Origin of the sequence: Geminicoccus sp. (assembly GCF_035556675.1) — a bacterium.
Lineage (GTDB): Bacteria > Pseudomonadota > Alphaproteobacteria > Geminicoccales > Geminicoccaceae > Geminicoccus.
Genome location: NZ_DATMFZ010000057.1, coordinates 1 through 19,207, shown reverse-complemented (window position 1 = coordinate 19,207; position 19,207 = coordinate 1). Strand labels below are relative to the sequence as shown.

19 protein-coding genes are annotated in these 19,207 nt (G+C 69.8%); 17 read left to right on the top strand and 2 right to left on the bottom strand.

The genetic code is table 11. From position 1 onward, the window contains the following. The 11 genes from VNS22_RS04505 to VNS22_RS04455 form a co-directional block, all read left to right on the top strand. Positions 1-857 (top strand): (Fe-S)-binding protein (locus VNS22_RS04505; RefSeq protein ID WP_325730036.1); only part of this gene is annotated, 857 nt, incomplete at its 5' end. After that, positions 854-2,044 (top strand): electron transfer flavoprotein subunit alpha/FixB family protein, encoded by a 1,191-nt coding sequence (locus tag VNS22_RS04500; protein ID WP_325730034.1) that lies wholly within the window; start codon positions 854-856, stop codon positions 2,042-2,044. The genes VNS22_RS04505 and VNS22_RS04500, both read left to right, overlap by 4 nt. Beyond that, on the top strand, positions 2,037-2,801 hold the full coding sequence (locus VNS22_RS04495; protein WP_325730032.1) for a hypothetical protein: 765 nt from the start codon (positions 2,037-2,039) through the stop codon (positions 2,799-2,801). Before VNS22_RS04500 ends, VNS22_RS04495 begins: the two co-directional genes overlap by 8 nt. A gap of 45 nt (positions 2,802-2,846) precedes the next feature. Further along, positions 2,847-3,344 (top strand): Fur family transcriptional regulator, encoded by a 498-nt coding sequence (locus VNS22_RS04490; protein WP_325730030.1) that lies wholly within the window; start codon positions 2,847-2,849, stop codon positions 3,342-3,344. Beyond that, positions 3,341-3,925 carry a UbiX family flavin prenyltransferase gene (locus VNS22_RS04485; RefSeq protein WP_325730028.1) on the top strand — a complete coding sequence of 195 codons (585 nt, stop codon included), beginning with the start codon at positions 3,341-3,343 and terminating at the stop codon, positions 3,923-3,925. Before VNS22_RS04490 ends, VNS22_RS04485 begins: the two co-directional genes overlap by 4 nt. Positions 3,926-4,327: 402 nt before the next feature. Next, entirely contained in the window at positions 4,328-4,762 is a 435-nt protein-coding gene (locus tag VNS22_RS04480; protein WP_325730026.1) for a hypothetical protein, read from the top strand. A gap of 75 nt (positions 4,763-4,837) precedes the next feature. Further along, positions 4,838-7,219 (top strand): N,N-dimethylformamidase beta subunit family domain-containing protein, encoded by a 2,382-nt coding sequence (locus VNS22_RS04475; protein WP_325730024.1) that lies wholly within the window; start codon positions 4,838-4,840, stop codon positions 7,217-7,219. Further along, positions 7,216-8,166, top strand: coding sequence for a hypothetical protein (locus VNS22_RS04470; protein ID WP_325730022.1), 951 nt, complete (start codon positions 7,216-7,218; stop codon positions 8,164-8,166). Before VNS22_RS04475 ends, VNS22_RS04470 begins: the two co-directional genes overlap by 4 nt. Before the next feature lie 6 nt (positions 8,167-8,172). Then, entirely contained in the window at positions 8,173-8,475 is a 303-nt protein-coding gene (locus VNS22_RS04465) for a hypothetical protein (protein WP_325730020.1), read from the top strand. Positions 8,476-8,554: 79 nt separating this feature from the next. Beyond that, positions 8,555-9,016, top strand: coding sequence for a MarR family winged helix-turn-helix transcriptional regulator (locus VNS22_RS04460; protein ID WP_325730018.1), 462 nt, complete (start codon positions 8,555-8,557; stop codon positions 9,014-9,016). Positions 9,017-9,069: 53 nt separating this feature from the next. Continuing rightward, positions 9,070-9,471 carry a DUF1398 family protein gene (locus VNS22_RS04455; RefSeq protein WP_325730016.1) on the top strand — a complete coding sequence of 134 codons (402 nt, stop codon included), beginning with the start codon at positions 9,070-9,072 and terminating at the stop codon, positions 9,469-9,471. 179 nt (positions 9,472-9,650) lie between these two features. Here VNS22_RS04455 and VNS22_RS04450 read toward each other — a convergent pair whose 3' ends face one another. Continuing rightward, on the bottom strand, positions 9,651-10,367 hold the full coding sequence (locus VNS22_RS04450; RefSeq protein WP_325730014.1) for a glutathione S-transferase family protein: 717 nt from the start codon (positions 10,365-10,367) through the stop codon (positions 9,651-9,653). 95 nt (positions 10,368-10,462) lie between these two features. Then, complete coding sequence (locus VNS22_RS04445) at positions 10,463-11,551, bottom strand: GNAT family N-acetyltransferase (protein ID WP_325730012.1); 1,089 nt, start codon at positions 11,549-11,551, stop codon at positions 10,463-10,465. Between the two features lie 75 nt (positions 11,552-11,626). Here VNS22_RS04445 and hutU point away from each other — a divergent pair, with 75 nt between their 5' ends. The 6 genes from hutU to VNS22_RS04415 all read left to right on the top strand — a co-directional run bounded on the left by hutU (position 11,627) and on the right by VNS22_RS04415 (position 19,185). Further along, entirely contained in the window at positions 11,627-13,300 is a 1,674-nt protein-coding gene (gene hutU, locus VNS22_RS04440; RefSeq protein WP_325730010.1) for a urocanate hydratase, read from the top strand. 17 nt (positions 13,301-13,317) lie between these two features. After that, the gene (locus tag VNS22_RS04435) at positions 13,318-13,563 is read left to right on the top strand and encodes a hypothetical protein (RefSeq protein WP_325730008.1); all 246 of its coding nucleotides are present in this window, start codon (positions 13,318-13,320) and stop codon (positions 13,561-13,563) included. Next, on the top strand, positions 13,560-13,946 hold the full coding sequence (gene crcB / locus VNS22_RS04430; RefSeq protein ID WP_325730007.1) for a fluoride efflux transporter CrcB: 387 nt from the start codon (positions 13,560-13,562) through the stop codon (positions 13,944-13,946). The genes VNS22_RS04435 and crcB overlap by 4 nt, the downstream gene beginning before the upstream one ends. 42 nt (positions 13,947-13,988) lie before the next feature. Beyond that, positions 13,989-15,515 (top strand): trimethylamine methyltransferase family protein, encoded by a 1,527-nt coding sequence (locus VNS22_RS04425; RefSeq protein ID WP_325730005.1) that lies wholly within the window; start codon positions 13,989-13,991, stop codon positions 15,513-15,515. Between the two features lie 342 nt (positions 15,516-15,857). Further along, positions 15,858-17,258: a CRTAC1 family protein gene (locus VNS22_RS04420; protein WP_325730004.1), complete on the top strand. Its 1,401-nt coding sequence runs from the start codon at positions 15,858-15,860 to the stop codon at positions 17,256-17,258. 58 nt (positions 17,259-17,316) lie between these two features. Further along, positions 17,317-19,185: an adenylate/guanylate cyclase domain-containing protein gene (locus tag VNS22_RS04415; protein ID WP_325730002.1), complete on the top strand. Its 1,869-nt coding sequence runs from the start codon at positions 17,317-17,319 to the stop codon at positions 19,183-19,185. Positions 19,186-19,207: the final 22 nt, after the last annotated feature.

Sequence of the window (19,207 nt, the reverse complement as noted above, 5' to 3'; positions counted from 1 at the left end):
CGGGCAAGGCTCCGGCGGCGCTGGCCGAGCTCGCGGCGGCCGACAACATCCATGGCCGGGCAGCGGCGCGGCGGATGGATGCTTTCGTCGACCTGGGCCTGCCGCAGCTGCGCGAAGTCGGGAGCACCGACCTGCTGCTTTGGCTGGGCGACGGCGCGTTCGACCCGCGCGGCCAGCGTGCGATCCGCGCCTTCGTTCAGGTCGCCCGCCATGCCGGCCTGGAGCTGGCCGTGCTGGGCGAGGAGGAGCTGGATACCGGCGACCTCGCCCGGCGCCTGGGCGACGAGGCGCAGTTTCAGCGCCTGGCGGAAGCCAACATCGCGACGCTCGCCCGCTACCGCTTCCGGCGGATCGTCACCACCGACCCGCACGTGCTGAACAGCCTGCGCAACGACTATCCCGCACTGGGCGGCCACTACGAGGTGGTCCACCACACGGCCGTCCTGCTGGAGCTGGCCCTGGCCGACCGCCTCCAGTTCCAGCCGGGCGACGGACAAGGCGCGGTCACCTATCACGATCCCTGCTATCTCGGCCGCTGGAACGGCGAGTTCGAGGCGCCGCGCCGGCTGCTCGACCTGCTGGGCGAGGGGCGGGTCGAGATGGCCCGGCATGGGAAGACGGCGCGCTGCTGCGGCGGCGGGGGCGGGGCGCCGCTCACCGACATTCCCGGGCCGCGGCGGATCCCGGACATGCGCATGGCCGACGCGAAGGCGACCGGGGCGGACACGGTGGTGGTGGCCTGCCCGAACTGCGCGGTGATGCTGGACGGCGTCACCGGCGATTATCCCGCGGTCACCGAGGTCGCCGAACTGGTGCTGGCGCGGCTGGCCGTACCGGCCGAGCGGGTGGTGGCATGAGCGCAAGGCGACGCCGCGATCCGCATGCCGAGCGGGACAGGGCAACCCGGGTCGGTCCGACCGGCCGGGCGCGCCGTATCCTGGGCGATGTGGTGCCGGCAGCACCGGTGCGGCCGCGCCGCGACCCGCACGCCCTGCGCAGGGCCGCCGTGCCCGGTCCGGCCGGCCGGATGCGCCTGGACCCGCATGGCGGCGAGCTGCTGGCCCATATGCCCTCTTCGGCTGCGCCGGGGGCGGAGCAGCCGATCATCGTGGCGCGGCCGGCCTGCCTGATCCTGGCGGTGCTCGACCTGCCGGGCGGGCGGCTGGAAGGCAGCGATCTCGGCCTCCTGGCCGCTGCCCGCGATCTCGCCGACCGGCTGGAGGGTGCCGTCCTGGCGCTCACCCTGCATGGCCGGCCCGACCTCAGCCGGCTGGGCGTGGACCGCCATGTCGCCCTGGACCTGCCGGACCGGTGGGACCCCGCCGCGGCACTGGCCGCGTTGCGCGTCGTGCTGGCCGACCAGGCCCCCGCCCATGTCCTGTTCGCCGAGACGCCGCTGCAGGGCGCCGATCTGGCCCGGCGTCTGGTGGCCGCCACCGGGCTTGCCGCCGCATTCGCGGTGCATCGGCTGGAGCCCGATGAGATCCGTGCGCGCGGCGCCGGGCTCGACCTGGTCGGCCCGCCGCCGCCGATCATGACCCTGCACGAGGTGCTGCTCGCCGACCGCCCGGAGCCCGTCCTGCGCGAGGCGCGGTCCGTGCCCCTGACAGTCGAGCCTGATGCAGGGCTCGTCGAGGATCTGGGCGAGATCCCCGTCGACCTCACCGGGGCGCCGCTTGCCGAGGCCGACCTGATCGTCAGTGCCGGCGACGGAGTGACCGACTGGCCGGGGTTCCATGCGCTGGCGGGCCGGCTGAACGCCACGGTCGGCGGCTCCCGCCAGGTCTGCGACCGTGGGCTGCTGCCGCGCGACCGGCAGGTCGGCGCGTCCGGTACGCTGGTGGCACCCAAGGCCTATCTCGCCTTCGGCATCAGCGGCGCCCCGCAGCATCTGCAGGGGATCGAGCGCTGTCAGCGGGTGGTCGCGGTCAACACCGACCTCCATGCCAAGATGATCGAGCGGGCCGACCTCGCGATCGTGGCCGATGCTCAGGCGGTGATGCCGGCCCTCGAAGCCCTGCTGGAGCGGCGGCGTCATGGCTGAGATCGTGGCCCTGCTGTCCGCCGGCTGCCATCCCGAGACCGGGCGCCTGCGCCCGGCAGCAGGGGATGCCGCCGCCCTGGCGCTGGGCCTGGCGCTTTGCTCATCCGGCCACCGCTTGATCGGCCTGCATGCCGGTCCTGCCGACGACGTGCTGCGCGTCTATGCCGGCTTTGCCGGGTTCGATCTGGTCCGCCTGGACCTGCCCAGCGACGCCGACCCCCTTTCGGCGATCCTCTCCTGGCTAGCCGAGCGGCACCCGGCCCTGGTGCTGACAGGCGCCAGGGCGGAGCTGGGTGCCGGTACCGGACTCCTGCCCTATGCACTCGCAGAGGCCATGGGAGCCGCCTGCATCCCGGAGGTGGCGGGGGTGGAGGAACTGGCCGAGCGCGTCACCCTGGTGCAGGCGCTGCCCGGCGGGCGGCGACGGCGGCTGGCGGCACCGGCACCTGCCGTGCTGGTGGCCGCGGGGAGAGCGGCCCCGCCGCCCGGCTGGGCCTATGCCCGCGCCCTGCGCGCGCGGATCGACACCGTACCCGCGACCGCCCTGGAGCCGGCAGTGCCGCCCGCCTGGCGCAGCGAGCCGGCCCGCCCGCTGGCCCGGCCGGTGCGCCGGATCCGGGGCGGTGCCGCCGCGCGCATGGCAGCAGCCACCTCGTTCACCGCAGGCAAGGGCCAGCTCCTTGTCCAGCCGGCGCCGGACGAGGCTGCCCGCGTGATCCTGACCTATCTGGAGGCCGAGGGACTGCTGCGTTCCTGATGCATGCCTGACATAACGGGACGGCGACACTATGTTCGACCGGACATGGCCAGCCTCCCGCACTCCCACGAGCACGACCACCAGCACTGCATCGCCGATGCGCTGGCAACCGCCGATCGCGTCTGCAGCCGCAATGGCGGCCGACTCACGACGATCCGCCGCCGCGTCCTGGAGATCGTCTGGGCCAGCCATCGCCCGGTCGGCGCCTACGACATCCTGGAGACCCTGTCCGCCGAGCGCGGCCGGGTGGCGCCGCCCACCGTGTACCGGGCGCTCGACTTCCTGGTGGGCCAGGGGCTGGTCCACCGCATCGACCGGCTGAATGCCTTCATCGGCTGCCCGCATCCCGACGAGCCGCACAGCAGCGCCTTCCTCCTGTGCCGCTCCTGCGGTGAGGTGGTGGAGCTGGCCGCGGACGAGCTGGACATCGCACTGGCCGGCATCGCGCAGGCCAGCGGCTTTCGGGTGGAGAGCCGCACGGTCGAGCTGGCCGGGCTGTGTCGCAATTGCGCCGCGTCCGAGGCAGCGGGTCCCCGGTCGTGAGCGGTCGCCCCCGCCTGATCGTGGGCATCACCGGGGCCTCCGGTGCCGTCTATGGCGTCCGCCTGCTCGAGGTGGCGCGTGGCCTGGATGTGGAGACCCACCTGATCCTCACCAAAGCGGCGCGCCTGACCATCGCCTATGAGCTGGAACGCTCGATCGACGCCATCGAGGCGCTGGCCGACCGGGTCCACCCGGTGGCGGACGTGGGGGCGTGCATCGCATCCGGGAGCTACCGGACGCTCGGCATGGTGATCGCACCCTGCTCGATGAAGACGGTGGCAGCCATCGCCTCGGGCGTGACCGACAACCTCCTGACCCGCGCGGCCGACGTCGTGCTCAAGGAGCGCCGCCGGCTGGTGCTGCTGGCGCGCGAGACGCCGCTGCATCTGGGCCATTGCCGCAATCTCCTGGCGGTCACCGAGATGGGGGCCATCGTGGCTCCGCCGGTGCCGGCCTTCTATGCCCGGCCACGCAGCATCGAGGACATGGTCGATCACACGATCGGCCGGATCCTGGACCTGTTCGACCTCGATGCCGGGCTGGCGCATCGCTGGCGCGACGATGCACCAATAACGAGTTGACGACAGAGCATCGGCTGGCCCGCGAGCCCGGCGCTCCAGACTGTCACACGACTTCAGCCGCGCTTGTCGCGGAGACTTCTGCCAGCATTGTCCGGTTCTGATCCTCGCCCCACCTCCTGCACGAGGTGGGTCCGCGCCGCATGGGCTGCTTCGGGCGCGGCACGGACAAGGTGCTCTGGCACAACGGGTGGCCGGACACTGAGCTTCCTTCCCCTTGCCATGGGGTACCCGGGCCAGCCGGGCATCCTGTCGTGCGGAGGCCGGCAGCCCGAGACGCCGCAGCCTTCGTCCTGTTCCGGCAGGCAACATCGCATTAACCGATTAACCTCGGACGCTTCTCGTTGGTGGCGAATCGTGCTGAGCTTGCGGGCGACCAGAGATCGACCGCAGGGAGGCAGCGCGATGATCCCGATTCCCCGGCCCGGGACACCGGAACGCCAGCGCCTGATCGACACGCACTGGCGATGCATCCAGTCGATGAAGGGCGTAGCCGGCTGCGCGATCCTGGAATGTGCCGAGCCGGGCGACACCACCGAGATCGGCGGCGGCATTTACGACGACCCGCTGCTGCGCCAGGTCCTGTTCCGGATGCGGGCCCAGCCGCCCGCCGGCAAGCTCGTGGTCATCTGCACGAAGCCCGACCGGGAATGGCGTATCGGCCGGCTGTCCGGCATCCGCGGCGTGCCGCCCAGTTTCGTCGACGACCGGGTGTTCGAGGACGAGCAGGAGGTCCAGCACGCCATCTTCCTGATGCGCCTGGACGAGCTGCCCGAATCCGACGGCATGCCCGAGCATTTCCACGAGGGCTGGAAGCGCGGCGCCCACAACTGGACCTGACCGCCCGCCCTGCCGCCATCCCGATCGTCGAGAGCAAGAACGTGGCGCCGTGGCGCGCCATGCGGAGAGCCCAGCATGCCTGCGATGCGCCTGACCGGATATGCCGACAAGTTCAGCGTCCACCCCGGCGAACCGATCAGCTTCCATGTCAACTGCGACGGCCCGAAGACCTACAAGGCCGAGATCGTCGAGCTGGTAAACGGCGACACCAATCTGCGCGGGCCGGGCTTCATCGAGCGCCATGTGCCGAGCGACATCGAGGGCGAGTATCCCGGCCGGCCGCAGGTGATCCATAGCGGCTCCTATGGCTGGGTGGCCGACTGCCCGCAACTCGACCTCCAGAGCTTCACCCTGCAGTGCTGGATCTGGCCGACTGCGCCCAAGACCCACGAGCGCTACTGGAAGCACGGGCCCCAGGCGATCATCGGCCAGTGGAGCGGGGGCCGGGGCTATGGCCTGTTCATCGATGTCGATGGCCATCTGGAACTGCGGGTCGACGACCAGGTGGTGACCGCACCGATGCCGTTGCGCGACCGTGCCTGGCACTTCGTCGCGGCCAGCTTCGATGCTGCCACCGGCAAGGCGGTGCTCCATCACGAGCCGCAGGTCGTCTATGCGCTGGACCCGGTGGCGGAGCCGGTCGAGGCGCAGCTCCGGCCGGGCCTGACCCGTGCCGCGGTACCGCTGGTGATCGCCGGCTACCCGGCCGAGGCCATGCCGGGCGACCGCCAGCATCCGTCCGGCTTCCGGATCGCCGGCAACTATAACGGCAAGATCGACGGGCCGCGCTTATGCAGCCGGGCACTGTCCCGGCTCGAGATCGAGATGATGAAGGCTGGTGCCGATCGCGGCCTGACCGAGCGCACCCATGCCGGCCCGTCCAACGCGCTTACCAGGTGCCTGGTGGCCTCCTGGGACTTCGGCCAGGGCATCGACACGCTGACCGGCCACGACCGCGGCCCCTACCGTCTCGATCTGGCCCTGGTGAACTGCCCGACCCGGGCGATGACCGGCCATAACTGGCGGGGCGAGAACTTCGACTGGAAGCACGCGAAGGACGAGTACGGCGCGATCCACTTCCACGACGACGACGTGGACGATGCCCGCTGGGAGGTGGACTTCACCTGGACCGTGCCGGAGGGCACCAGGAGCCGCTCCTATGCGGTCAAGCTGACCACGGCAGAGGGCGACGAGGACTATCTGCCGTTCTGGGTGGTGGCGAAGCTCGGCACGACGTCGGCGAAGATCGGGGTGATGATCCCGACCATCAGCTATCTGGCCTATGCCAACGAGCACATGGCGACCAACGGTGCCGGTGCCGAGCTGATCATGTATCGCGTGCCGATCATGCAGGACCAGAACATGTTCCTGGCCGAGCATCGCGAGTACGGCAGCTCGCAATATGACGTGCATACCGACGGCAGCGGCGTCAGCTTCTCCTCGCGCCTGCGGCCGATCCTGAACATGCGGCCGAAATACGATACCTTCGTCGCCCAGGCGCCCTGGCAGTACAATGCCGACCTGCACCTGATCTACTGGCTGGACCGGATGGGCTACGAGTACGAGGTGTTCACCGACGAAGACGTCACCTACGAGGGCCTGGCCCGCCTCCAACGCTACAACGTGGTGCTGACCGGCTCGCATCCCGAGCACAATAGCGGCCCGCAGATCGATGCGCTGCACGATTACACCCAGCAGGGTGGCCGGCTCATGTATCTGGGCGGTGATGGCTGGTACTGGGTGCAGACCTACCATCCGGCCTATGACGCGCAGGGCAGAGGCATCATCACCGAGCTGCGCCGCTGCGAGAGCGGCATCCGGCCCTGGTATGCCGATCCCGGCGAATACTACCACCAGAGCACCGGCGAACTCGGCGGCATGTGGCGCTTTCGCGGGCGGATGCTGCATGCGGTGGCGGGCGCCGGCATGGCAGCACAAGGCTTCGATGTCGGCACCTACTATACCCGCACCCCGGACAGCACCAACCCGCGCATCGCCTGGGCGTTCGAGGGGATCGGACCTGACGAGAAGCTGGGCAATTTCGGCCTGTGTGGCGGCGGTGCCGCTGGCCTCGAGGTCGACATCGTCGACACCATGCTGGGCTCGCCACCGCACACGCTGACCGTGGCCACCTCGGCCGGCCGGCATACCGAGGCCTATCTGCTGGTCGGCGAGTATTACGGCACCAGCCAGCCCGGCATCGACGGAACGCAGCATCCGCGCGTCCGTTCGGACCTGGCCTATCACGAGACCCCGAACGGCGGGGCCTGCTTCGCCTTCAGCTCGATCGCCTATTGCGGGGCGCTGCCCTGGAACAATGGCGACAACAACATCTCGAAGCTGACCAAGAACGTGCTCGACCGGTTCATGCAGGACGGCCCGCTGCCGCCGCCCCCGCCGGAATCGATCAAGCCGCGCGGCCGCGCCGACTACGACCCGAACGCGGCGATCCCGTGACGGACTTCACCGATCCGGCCGCCTATCCGGATGGCCGTCTCCCGGCGGAAGCCTTCGGGTCGGCCGCGTTCGGCAGGCTGGAGGACGAGCGCCTCTGGCCCCGGAGCTGGGTCTGCATCGGTGCGGCGGCGGAGATCCCCGACCCGGGCGATCTCCTGCCCTACACGGTGGGCGTCCACGGCATCCATGTGCAGCGCCAGGCGGACAGCAGCCTCGTCGCTCGCATCAACAAGGCCCAGCACGGCGGGTGCCACTTCATTCCCATCCAGTGCCAGACCGGCAGGAAGACCCGCTGCGGCTTCACCTCCTGCGGCTACAGCCTGGACCGCCCGGCCATCAAGGCCGCCCCCGGCGGTGAGCCGGTGCCTGGGATGTACCAGTATCTGGGCATGCGCCCGGAACGGCTGGCCGTCATCGACGTGCGCGAGAAGGCCGGTCTCCTGTTTGTCTCCGTCGATGGCAGCGCTCCCGGCGACACGCTCCCAACTGTCCCGGACCTGCCTCGCCATGCCTCGCCCAGCCGCTGGACGATGGTGGACGTCGACTGGAAGCAGGCCGCCGCCGCACTCACCGACGGCGGGACGACGAGTGCGGCCGGCGCCTGCCTCCTGGCCGACGACACGGCCTGGCATGTCCCCAACCTCGTCCTCCTGCGGGGCGAGGAGGGGACCTGTGTCGTCGTGCTCCAGCCGGTAGCCCCGGCGCGCACCTTGTGCCGGATCACCCTGTTCGCAGGCCATCCCCAGGATGGCGATGCCGTCTCCTTCTGGTCTGCCCGGATCGAGCGTCGGATCATCGGTCGTGTCATGGCCGATCGCATCGGCACCCCCGGACGCCACGACTTCCGCTGGCTGATCGACCGCCTCCTCACCGAGCCGCCGGCACCCGACAGGGCCAGCTACGACAGCGCCTACCGCAGCCACCCCCGCTTCAACTTCGTCGCCTGACCTTTGATGCAGCGTGCCTACAGCGTCACCCAGATCCAGTTCGACTGCCTGAGCTACATCAAGGAGTTCGGTGGCAAGCCCTCCGAATGGACCGTCGCCACCTGCGTCGAGCCGGAGCCCTTCCTGCGCGACCGCTTCGGCGCTGACCGCGACCATGGCATCTGGCTGACCAAGCCCGCTCTCACGCCCAAGGCAGCCCAGGCGGTAGCGGCCCATCTGCACAGCCGCTATCGCGTGCAACTCGATCCTCCGGCGCCAAAGGACGGGCACGGGCGCCACGTCGTCCTCGTCCGCCGCGTTCCGGGCTGAGGACCACTCGGTCCTTCGTTTTATTAGTTGACAAGGAAACTAATCAAGGTAATCTCGCGATCAACCAAAGGGAGCTGCCATGTCCGGACAGGCACCGGTCAGCCCGCTGGAGGCTCATCTCGGCTACTGGCTGCGCTTCGTGTCGAACCAGGTATCCCATGCCTTTGCCCTCAAGGTGGCGGCGCGGGATGTCACGGTGGCGGAGTGGGTGGTCCTGCGCGAGCTGTACGGGCAGGACGCCGTCGTACCGAGCATGCTGGCCGAGCGGCTCGGCATGACCCGGGGCGCCATCTCCAAGCTGGCCGACCGGCTGGTCGCCAAGCAGCTGGTGACCCGGACGATCCATGGCGACGACCGGCGCTATCAGGTGCTGGCCCTGACGGACACGGGCCAGGCACTGGTGCCTGAGCTGTCCGCTCTGGCGGACCAGAATGATGCCGAGTTCTTCGGCCACCTGGACGCGAGCCAGCGGGCAGCGATCCAGGAGGCCTTGCAGGACATCGTCCGAAGGCATGGGCTGCGGTCCGTGCCGGTCGAATGAGCCGGCCGCTCGCAGGCCGCCCCGTCTCTCGTTCCCGCTGAGGGACAAAGGACATGGACACCCGTGCGAAGGAGGTGGTGCGCGTCTGCACCACGGATTCCGACGAGGAGCGCACCGGCTTTGCCGAGATCGTCGCCAGGCTGATCGTTGCCGGCGTCGAACGGTACCATGCCGATCTCGTGCGCGCCGAGAAGGCCTACTACATGCCGGACGGCAGCTTCGAGGTCGTGCCGAGCGTCCGAATCGACACCGCGCCGGCCGCCGAATTCTCGGCATCGGGCGTGGCGGCGGCGGTCCGCGCGGTCCAAGCCGCAACGATCGGGTACCAGACCTTCTGCCGGCAGGTCATGGCCGCCGGCTGTGTCGGCTACCACGTGTCGATCGCTGGCCGGCGGGTCGTCTATTACGGCCGCACCGGCGACAGCCATGTCGAGTGGTTTCCCGGAGCACGATGAGGGACGGCCGGCAGGATCACCTCACCGGCGCCACATGGCGACTTGCGGGATGCGAAGAAGCGTACCAGCCGCTGGCCGAGTCCCCAGACCGGCCACTGGATGGCCGGCACGGCCGAGGCACCCGAGCCGTTCCTGGACGCCAATGGCGGGGCAGGAATCCTGGCTGGCCAGCCCCGCACTTACCCCAAAGGCGGTGCCGCCCGCGCCTGTGCCAGCTCGCCCACCCGCTGGCAGTGCGCCACCAGTTGCGGGGAGGCCAGGACCGCCTCTTTCAGCGGCGTGTCGATCTCGTAGCAATAGGTGTTGGCGACGAAGCCGTAGATCGCCGCATCGATGCCGTGCACGCGGTCGCCGAACAGGTACGGCCCGTCACCCAGCAGTGCCGCCAGCACCTCCAGGTCCCGCACGCCCCTGGCATAGGCATCGGCCGGTTCGTAGCGGCCGATGCCCTGGTAGTGGTAGCGCTGGAAGTTGTAGCGGCGCGCCGCCTCCAGCTGGCCGGCGGTCAGCTCCGCATGGGTCGTCAGCAGCGCATCCTGGAAGAGCGGCCAGTAGCGGTCGTCCCGCCAGCGAGAATACGACATCACCCAGTAGAGGTCGTCCAGCATGCGCCGGACCAGCAGGTCGGTGCAGCGCTGGGACGGGCTCAGGTCCCGGTCGATCGCGAGGTCGAGCTTCGCCGTCAGGTGCGCGATGATCGCATCACTGTCGCCGATGACCTGGCCGTCGTCGTCCAGATAGGGCAGCTGCCCGCGTGGTGCCGCGCTCGCGTCGATGATGTGCGCGTGCCGGAACGGGACGCCGCACAGCTGCATGAAGGTCGCGACCTTCAGCCCGTAGGGATTGTTGTCCGACAGCCCGAACAGCTGGGGATAGGAAAACAGCGTGAGGGTCATGGAGGGAACGCTCTTTCCTGGCAGCCCGTATGCAGCGCCAGTCTGGGCGCAGTGGCTGGTTCCGGCCATCGTCATTCGGTTAACCGACTACGTCATCATGCATCGGCGCCTGCTGACCGCCACATCGCGACATGCGGGATGCCCGCGTCGTCAAACGGCTCGCCTTCCGCCCGAAAGCCCAGCCGCGCGTAGAAGCCTTGCGCATAGGTCTGCGCGTTCAGGAGCAGGGTGGCGTGGCCCTGCGCAGTCAGCACCTGGGCCGCAAAGCGCACCAGCCGCTGGCCCAGCCCCAGGCCGCGCGCTTCCTTCAGCAGCGCCACCCGCTCGATCTTCCCGACAGCCCCATCCGGGCCATAGGCCCGCAGCCGTGCGGTCCCGACCACCCGGCCGACGACTGTCGCCACCAGGTGCCGGCACTGGTCGTCCAGGCCGTCGATCTCCTCGGCCAGGGCAACACCCTGCTCGTCGCAGAACACGGTGCACCGAACCTCCAGCGCTGCTGCCACGTCCGCCTCGTCCCGGGCGAAGCGGACGATCGGTGCGTTTGCCGGCAGCTCCAGCACGTCCGCCCGCATCGGCTGGCGGAACGCCCGCCCGTCCTCGACCGCCTGGCCATGCCGGGCGAAGGCTACCTCGACCGCTTCCCTGACCAGCACCACCGCCGCCGCCCTTTCCGGATCGACGGCGACGAAGCCTTCGAGGATGGAAGCCACATCCTTCGCCCGCCGCTCGATCTCGAAGAAGCGCCGGTCTTTCGAAACGAACCCGACGACTTCGGCCCGTTCCAGCGCTGCCGCCGCTGCGTTGCGGATCCCGGTCTCGTCCTCCACCGGGCGCAGGATCTCGAACCATTCGCCTTCCGGCAGCGGCTCCACCACCACCAGACGGCCGCCCGGCCGCAGCACCCGGGCGGCTTCGCCCAGTGCCTGGTCCATGCCTCGCACCGGGACGTGGTGCAGGCTGTTGACGAACAGCACGGCATCGACCGATCCGCTCGCCACCGGCAGGGCTTCCGCCACGCCCGGCAGCAGTTCCGGGCCGTCGGCCTGCGGATCGACGCCCTGGGCGTCGAAGCCGTGCCGGCCGAGCCAGCGCACCAGCCCGCCATCGGCGCAGCCGACATCCAGGACCCGCCCTCGCGCCGGGAGGACCGCTTCGAGCACATTGGTCACCGTCACGGTCATCGCTGGCACTCCCCTGGCCCTGGCCTGAGCTTCGTCCTAGCTTCCGGTGGGCCGTCCGACCAAGGAGCAACTGCCATGTCCGAGAGCCGCCGGGACAATTCGCGCCGCATCCGCGCGCCCCGCGGGCCGGAGCTGACCTGCCGCAACTGGCAGGCCGAGGCAGCGATGCGCATGCTCATGAACAACCTGGACGCCGAGGTCGCCGAGAAGCCCGAGGAGCTGGTGGTCTATGGCGGGATCGGCCGGGCGGCGCGCGACTGGGCGTGCTTCGATGCGATCGTCGCCACGCTGAAGCGGCTGGAAGCGGACCAGACCCTGCTGGTGCAGTCGGGCAAGCCCGTGGGCGTGTTCCGGACCCATGCCGATGCGCCGCGCGTCCTGATCGCGAACTCCAACCTGGTCGGCCGCTATGCCACCTGGGAGCATTTCCACGAGCTCGATCGGCTGGGCCTGATGATGTACGGCCAGATGACCGCCGGCTCCTGGATCTATATCGGCACCCAGGGGATCGTGCAGGGCACGTACGAGACCTTCGTCGAGTGCGGCCGGCGCCACTATGGCGGCGACCTGAAGGGCCGCTGGATCCTGACCGGGGGGCTGGGCGGGATGGGCGGTGCCCAGCCGCTCGCCGCGACCATGGCCGGGGCCTCGATGCTGGCGGTGGAATGCCGGGCATCCCGGATCGAGCGGCGCATCCAGACCCGCTATCTCGACCTGATGGCGCTCGACCTGGACGACGCGCTGGAGCGGATCGAGCAGGCCAACCGGGATGGGAGCCCGGTCTCGATCGGCCTGCTCGGCAATGCTGCCACCGTCTTCGAGCAGCTGGCCCATCGCGGCATCCTGCCGGACATCGTGACCGACCAGACCTCCGCCCACGACCCGATCCATGGCTACCTGCCGGCCGGGTGGACCGTAGAGGAGTGGGAGGAGCGGCAGGAAAGCAATCCCGAGGCGGTGCGCGAGGCGGCGCTGGAGACGATGGCCCGCCATGTCCGGGCGATGCTGGCCTTCCATGCCGCGGGCGTGCCGACCCTCGACTACGGCAACAACATCCGCCAGTTCGCCATGGAGGCGGGGGTGGACAACGCCTTCGACTTCCCGGGCTTCGTGCCGGCCTATATCCGGCCCCTGTTCTGCCGCGGCATCGGGCCGTTTCGCTGGGCGGCGCTGTCCGGCGATCCGGAGGACATCTTCCGCACCGACCAGCGGGTCAAGGAACTGATCCCGGACGACCGCCACCTCCACCACTGGCTGGACATGGCTAGAGAGCGGATCGCGTTCCAGGGCCTGCCGGCCCGGATCTGCTGGCTGGGCCTGGGCCAGCGCGCCCGGATCGGCCTGGCGCTGAACGAGATGGTGGCAAGAGGCGAGGTGAAGGCGCCTATCGTGATCGGCCGCGACCACCTGGATTCCGGCTCGGTCGCCTCGCCCAACCGCGAGACCGAGGCCATGCAGGACGGCTCGGACGCGGTGGCGGACTGGCCGCTGCTCAACGCCCTGCTCAACACCGCGTCGGGCGCCACCTGGGTCAGCCTGCATCATGGCGGCGGGGTCGGGATCGGCTTCTCCCAGCATGCCGGCATGGTGGTGGTGGCCGACGGAACGCCCGAGGCCGCCCGGCGCCTGGAGCGGGTGCTGACCAATGACCCGGCCACCGGCGTGATGCGCCATGCCGATGCCGGCTACGAGATCGCGATCGACTGCGCCAACGAGCAGGGCCTGGACCTGCCGATGCTGGGCCGCTGAGCATGCCGGGATGGATCGTGATCGCCGCCCTCCTGGCGCTGCTGGGTATTGCCGCCTGGGGCTCGTGGCAGCTCTGGCAGCAATTGGACGGCGTGGTCATCGGGATGCACGGGCAGATCGCGCTGGCGCTGGGTGGCAGCCTGGCGCTGCTGATGACCGTCCTGTTCATGGTTCTGATCTATGTGAGCCGAGCCAAGGGCTTCGACGGGCCGGAGGAGGAGGAGAGGGCGGCGGACGCGCTGCCGGAAGGGACCAGGCGGTGAGCGGTCGCAGCCTCTTGCTGGTGTTCCTGGGCGGCGGGCTCGGGGCGGCTGCCCGTCATCTGGTCAATCTCGGTGCCGCCCGCCTGCTGGGCATGGGGTTCCCGTTCGGCACCCTGTTCGTCAACGTGCTGGGCAGCGCGCTCATGGGCGTGATCGTCATCGGTGCTGCGCTGCGCTGGCAGTTGCCCCAGGAGGCGCGCCTGTTCCTGACCACCGGCGTGCTCGGCGGCTTCACCACGTTCAGCGCCTTCTCGCTGGATGTGCTGACCTTGTGGGAGCGCGACCGGCACGAGCTGGCGATCTTGTATGTGGCGACGTCGTTGCTCCTGTCGCTCATAGCGATCGCGTTGGCGATGTACGGCATGCGCCGGGCGCTCGCCTGATCTAGCGTGCCGTCCGGCGGCAGTGGACGGTGCGGGGACGGGATGCGCGAGGCGGGACGGGACCGGCGGGCACGGCGGAATGCGGCCGGAGGCCCGGCACAGCGGCCCTGGCGCCGGGTGGACAATCACCTGGCGCCGGTCGAGCCGCTCTCGGCCGACCAGATCGAGCAGATCCACCACGCCTCGCTGCGCGTGCTGGAGGAGATCGGCATCGAGTTCCTGCACGAGGAGGCGCGTGCGATCCTGAAGGCGGCGGGTGCCGAGCCGGTGCCGGGTTCGCCCCTGGTGCGCCTCGACCGCGGCCTCGTGCTGGAACGGATCGCGGAAGCGCCGTCCGAGGTCACGCTGCACGCGCGCAACCCGGCCCACAACCTCCGGATCGGCGGGAACACGGTCAACTTCGCGACCGTCGGTTCCGCGCCCAATGCCCATGACCGCCAGGGCGGCCGGCGGCCCGGCTGTCATGCCGACTTCTTGAACTTCGTCCGCCTGGGCCAGGCGCTGAACTGCATCCACCTGATCGGCGGCTATCCGGTCGAGCCGATCGACCTGCCGCCTGCCACCCGCCACCTGGACTGCCTGGCCGCCTTCGTCACCCTCACCGACAAGGCCTTCCACGCCTACTCGCTGGGCCACGCCCGGATCACCGACGGGATCGAGATCGCCCGGATCGCCCGTGGGATCAGCCGGGAGCAATTGCTGCGCGAGCCGTCCTTGTTCACCATCGTCAACTCCAACTCGCCGCTCCGCCTGGACGGGCCGATGCTGGAGGGGATCATGGCGATGGCCAGGGCCGGCCAGCTGATGGTGCTGACCCCGTTCACCCTGGCCGGGGCCATGGCGCCCGCCACGGTAGCGGGTGCCCTGACGCTGCAGAACGCCGAGGCCCTGGCTGGCATCGCGTTCGCGCAGATGGTCAGGCCGGGCGCACCCTGCGCCTATGGCGGGTTCACCAGCAATGTCGACATGAAGTCGGGGGCGCCGGCCTTCGGCACGCCCGAATATGTGCAGGCGACGCTGGCCGGCGGCCAGCTCGCACGCCGCTACCGGCTGCCCTACCGTTCCTCCAATGCGAACGCCGCCAATACACTGGATGCCCAGGCCGCCTATGAATCGATGATGTCGCTCCAGGCGGCGGTGATGAGCCATGCCAACATCGTCCTGCATGCGGCGGGCTGGATGGAGGGCGGGCTGGTCGCGAGCTTCGAGAAGATGATCCTCGATGCCGAGCTGATCCAGATGCTGGCCGAGACGGTGCAGCCGATCCGGGTGGACGAGGACACGATCGGGCTGGATGCGATCCGCGAGGTCGGGCCCGGTGGCCATTTCTTCGGCAGTGCCCACACGCTCGCCCGCTACGAGACCGCTTTCTACCCGCCGCTCGTCTCGGACTGGCGCAACAGCCGGCAGTGGGCCGAGGCGGGCGAGCCTACCGCCTATGACCGCTGCGAGAAGCTGGTGGCCGAGGTCCTGGCCGGCTTCGAGCCGCCGCCCCTGGATCCCGGCATCGCCGAGGAACTCCGGGAGTTCGTGGCCCGCCGCAAGGCAGAGGGCGGGGCGCCCGCCTGACCGCCCAGCCAGCGCTGTCCGTTCCCACAACGCGCGACCGGACGTCCGCCGGCACGCGGCCAGTCTTCCTGCTCGGCATCTGTCGCAACCGGGGACAAGGCCGATGAATGGCAGGCTGCAGCCGGTATGCGACTGTATAGTCCTGGGAAGTTGTGAACTAGCTTCAAGTTGGTGAGAATATTCTCCAGCCGCCAGTGACCGAGCGCTAATTTCCTCGATTAACCTAAGTTAGTGTCCTCGGTAGACTGCAAGACGCTCACCGCGGCCATGCGAACAACGCGCTTCCACTCCCTGACATATTCAACTATCAGTAAAGAAACCGGTCAGGCAGGGTGTGGGCACATGTTTCGCGATTGCCGCAGCTTCGTCAGTCCTTGCCGGCCGGAAGCTCATGGCGGCCTGGCAGTCGTCCATATCGACCCGAAATGCGGGCCAGCGCTGCTGCTGGCCGGCATGAACGGGCCGAACCGTCTCTACCGCTTCCGGGACGGCCGGCTGGTCGACGAGGCCGACCCGATCCTGGCCGATACCGGTGCCGCCACCCTCGCGGTCGCCGGCGCCGACATCGACCGCGACGGCCGCGAGGAGCTCTACCTGCAGAACTGCGAGGTGCTGGCCGGCCCCAAGCAGACCCAGGACCGGCTGCTCACCCGGCTTGGCCGGAGCTGGCTGGACCGATTCGACGACCCTTACGTCGAGCCGCTGCTCAACCGCCTGGCAGCCCGCAGCGTGGTGGCCTTCGACCGCAAGGGCGGGGGCAAGTACGGCTTCCTGGTGGCGGCCTATGGCGGGCCGATCCGGCTGTTCGAGATCGATGCCAGCCAGGGCCGCCTGATCGATTCTGCCCCGGCCGTGCATCTGGACGAGATCGTGGGTGCCAACGGCTTCGCCATCGCACCGCTGGAGGGCGAGACCACCGGCCTGTTCGTGGCCTCCGCGATCGGGCCGGACCTGTTCTTCCGCGCCAAGCCGGAGCGCACCTTCGTCGAGGTCGGCGCCAGCCTCGGCCTGTGCACCGAGCCGGGCGCGCAGGCGGCCCTGCCGGTCGACCTCGACCAGGACGGCCGGCTCGACCTCCTGCAGGTGGGCACGAGCGGGCCGCACCGGATGATGGTGCGCCGGGGCGAGGCCGGCTGGCACGACATCGCACCGCCCCTGTTCGTCGAGCCGTCGCCGGTGCGCGGCGTGGTCGCGGCCGACTTCGACAATGACGGTTACCAGGAGATCTTCCTGCACCATCAAGGCGAGCCGAACCGCCTGTTCGGTTGGCGTGAGGGGCGCTGGCGCTCGCTGGATCCGGGCGACGCGCTGGAGCCGGCGGCGCCGGGCCTGGGCTGCATCGCCGCCGACCTGGACGGCGATGGCCGGCTGGAACTGCTGACCAGCTATGGCGAGAGCGGCGAGGGGCGTCTCGGCTGGTTCGCCTTGGCCCAGGACAACGATCATCACTGGATCAGGATCGCACCCTGCACGGCAGCCGGTGCTCCGGCCCGGGGTGCCCGGGTGACGATCGAGGCGGGCGGGCGACGCCAGGTTCGCATGGTCGACACGGGCAGCGGCTATCTCTCGCAGAACGAGCCGGTCGCCCATTTCGGGCTGGCCCATGAGCGCCAGGTCGACCGTGCCACCATCCTGTGGCCGGACGGCACCGAGATGTCGCTGCATCACCTGCCGGCCGACCGCACCCACGCGGTTCAGCATCCGGCCCGGCTGCGCGATCCGGTGAGCCGACTGAGCCGCTGATCGGCCTTTCACTCCTTCGCCTCTTTCACAGGTGCGCTCGGCCGGCCAGATTGGCCGCGTGAAAGGCAACTGCAACCAATCGCGCAAGCACTACCGTATCGGCCTGGGCCTGCTGTTGACCGGCGGCTCGGTCGCGTTCGTGTCGGCGGTGACCGTCATCATGGTGCTGTTCGCGCTGGTGAGCGCCCGCGAGGCGGCGATCGAGCCGCTGCGCCAGGGTACCAGGCTGTTCGTCGACGCGCTGGCGGCACGGATCCACGACCATCTGCGGACCGCGGAGAGCCAGGGCGACTTCATTTCGGGCGTGGTGGCCCGCGACCTGGCCGATGGGGCCGATGCTGCCCAGCTGACCAGGACGCTCACTGCCTCGTTGGCGGCAGCTCCGCAGGTCGCCTCCATCGTCTATCTGCGCCCCGACCTGACCGGCCTGGAGGTGAGCCGCGAGCCGAGCGGCCCGGCGCGTGTGCAGATCCTGGACCTGTCGGGCGATGCGGAGGCGCACCGGTATGCCCGGGAGGTGCGCGCCCAGGAGGAGGGCAGCTGGGGCCAGCCCTTCACGCTTGCCCGCAGTCCTGGTCTCGCCGTGCTGAACTACCGGGTTCCGCTGCGGGACCCGCACGACGGCGCCGAGCCCGGCATGATCGTGGTCACGCTGCGCTCGGACCGGCTCTCGCGCTTCATGCGCGAACTGTCCGCCCCGCCCGTGCGGGCGGCCTTCATCCTCTATGGCAGTGACCGGGTCCTGGCCTATCCGGACTTCGACGGCAGCATGGGGAGCATGCCGAAGCTGGCCGAGATGCGTGATCCGGCGTTGCGGGCGCTGGTCCGCCCGGCTCCGGGCGAGAGCTTCTTCGGTGAACGGCTGGACGGTGCCCTGACCCTGCGTCACGTGGATGGCCGCCAGCTCCTCTATCTGCTGCGTGATCTGCCGGGCTTTGCGCCCGAACCCTTGTGGGTCGGCGCCTATGTCGACCTGAATGATGTCGGGGTCGGGTCGGACCGCTTCTACATGATCGCCATGGTCGGGCTGTCGATCGTCGTGGCCGCCGCAGTGATGGCCGCATTGCTGGCACGGCGGCTCACCAGCAGCATCCGGAACCTCGCCGACATCGCGGCGGCGATCGGCCGGGTCGAGCTCGACGAGCTTCGCCCGCCCCGGGCCTCGCGGGTACGCGAGCTGGACGAACTGGCCCGGGCCTTCGCCCTGTCGCTGCGCACCTTCAGCGCGTTCGCGACCTATGTGCCGCGCCAGCTGGTGCGCCAGCTCCTGGCGATCGACCCCGCCGCCCGCCAGCCGTCCGAGCAGCGCGAGCTGACCGTGATGTTCACCGACCTGTCGGGCTTCTCGCGCCTGGCGGAGCGCCTGTCGGCGGAGGCGACCGCACGGCTGCTGAACGACCATTTCCGCCGCCTGACCGCCTGCATCGTCGCGGAGGGCGGGACGGTCGACAAGTTCCTGGGCGATGCGGTCATGGCCTTCTGGGGCGCGCCCGAACGGCAGGCGGACCACGCCGCACGAGCGATCCGGGCCGCCCTGGCCATGCAGGAAGCCTACCAGGACGACCCGCTCCTGCGCGACCATGGCCTGGGCCTGCGCATCGGGCTCCATACCGGCACGGTGCTGGTCGGCGACATCGGCACCGCCGAGCGGCTGAACTACACGATCGTCGGCGATGCGGTGAACGTGGCGGCCCGGCTGGTGGACCTAGGCCACCATGCCGGCGGCGGCAGCGATGTGGTGGTCCTGCTGTCCGAGACCACGGTGCGGGCGGCCGGAGCCCAGGCGATCGTGGAGGATCTGGGCGATCAGGCGATGCGCGGCCGCTTCCGCGCCGAGCGGGTCTACCGGCTGCCCCGCCTGTCGCTGCCTCAGCGCCGGAGCCCGGCGGCAATCGAGCTTCCCATCCGCGAGATGAAGCAGTCATAATGTATATATGTCTTTAGTTATA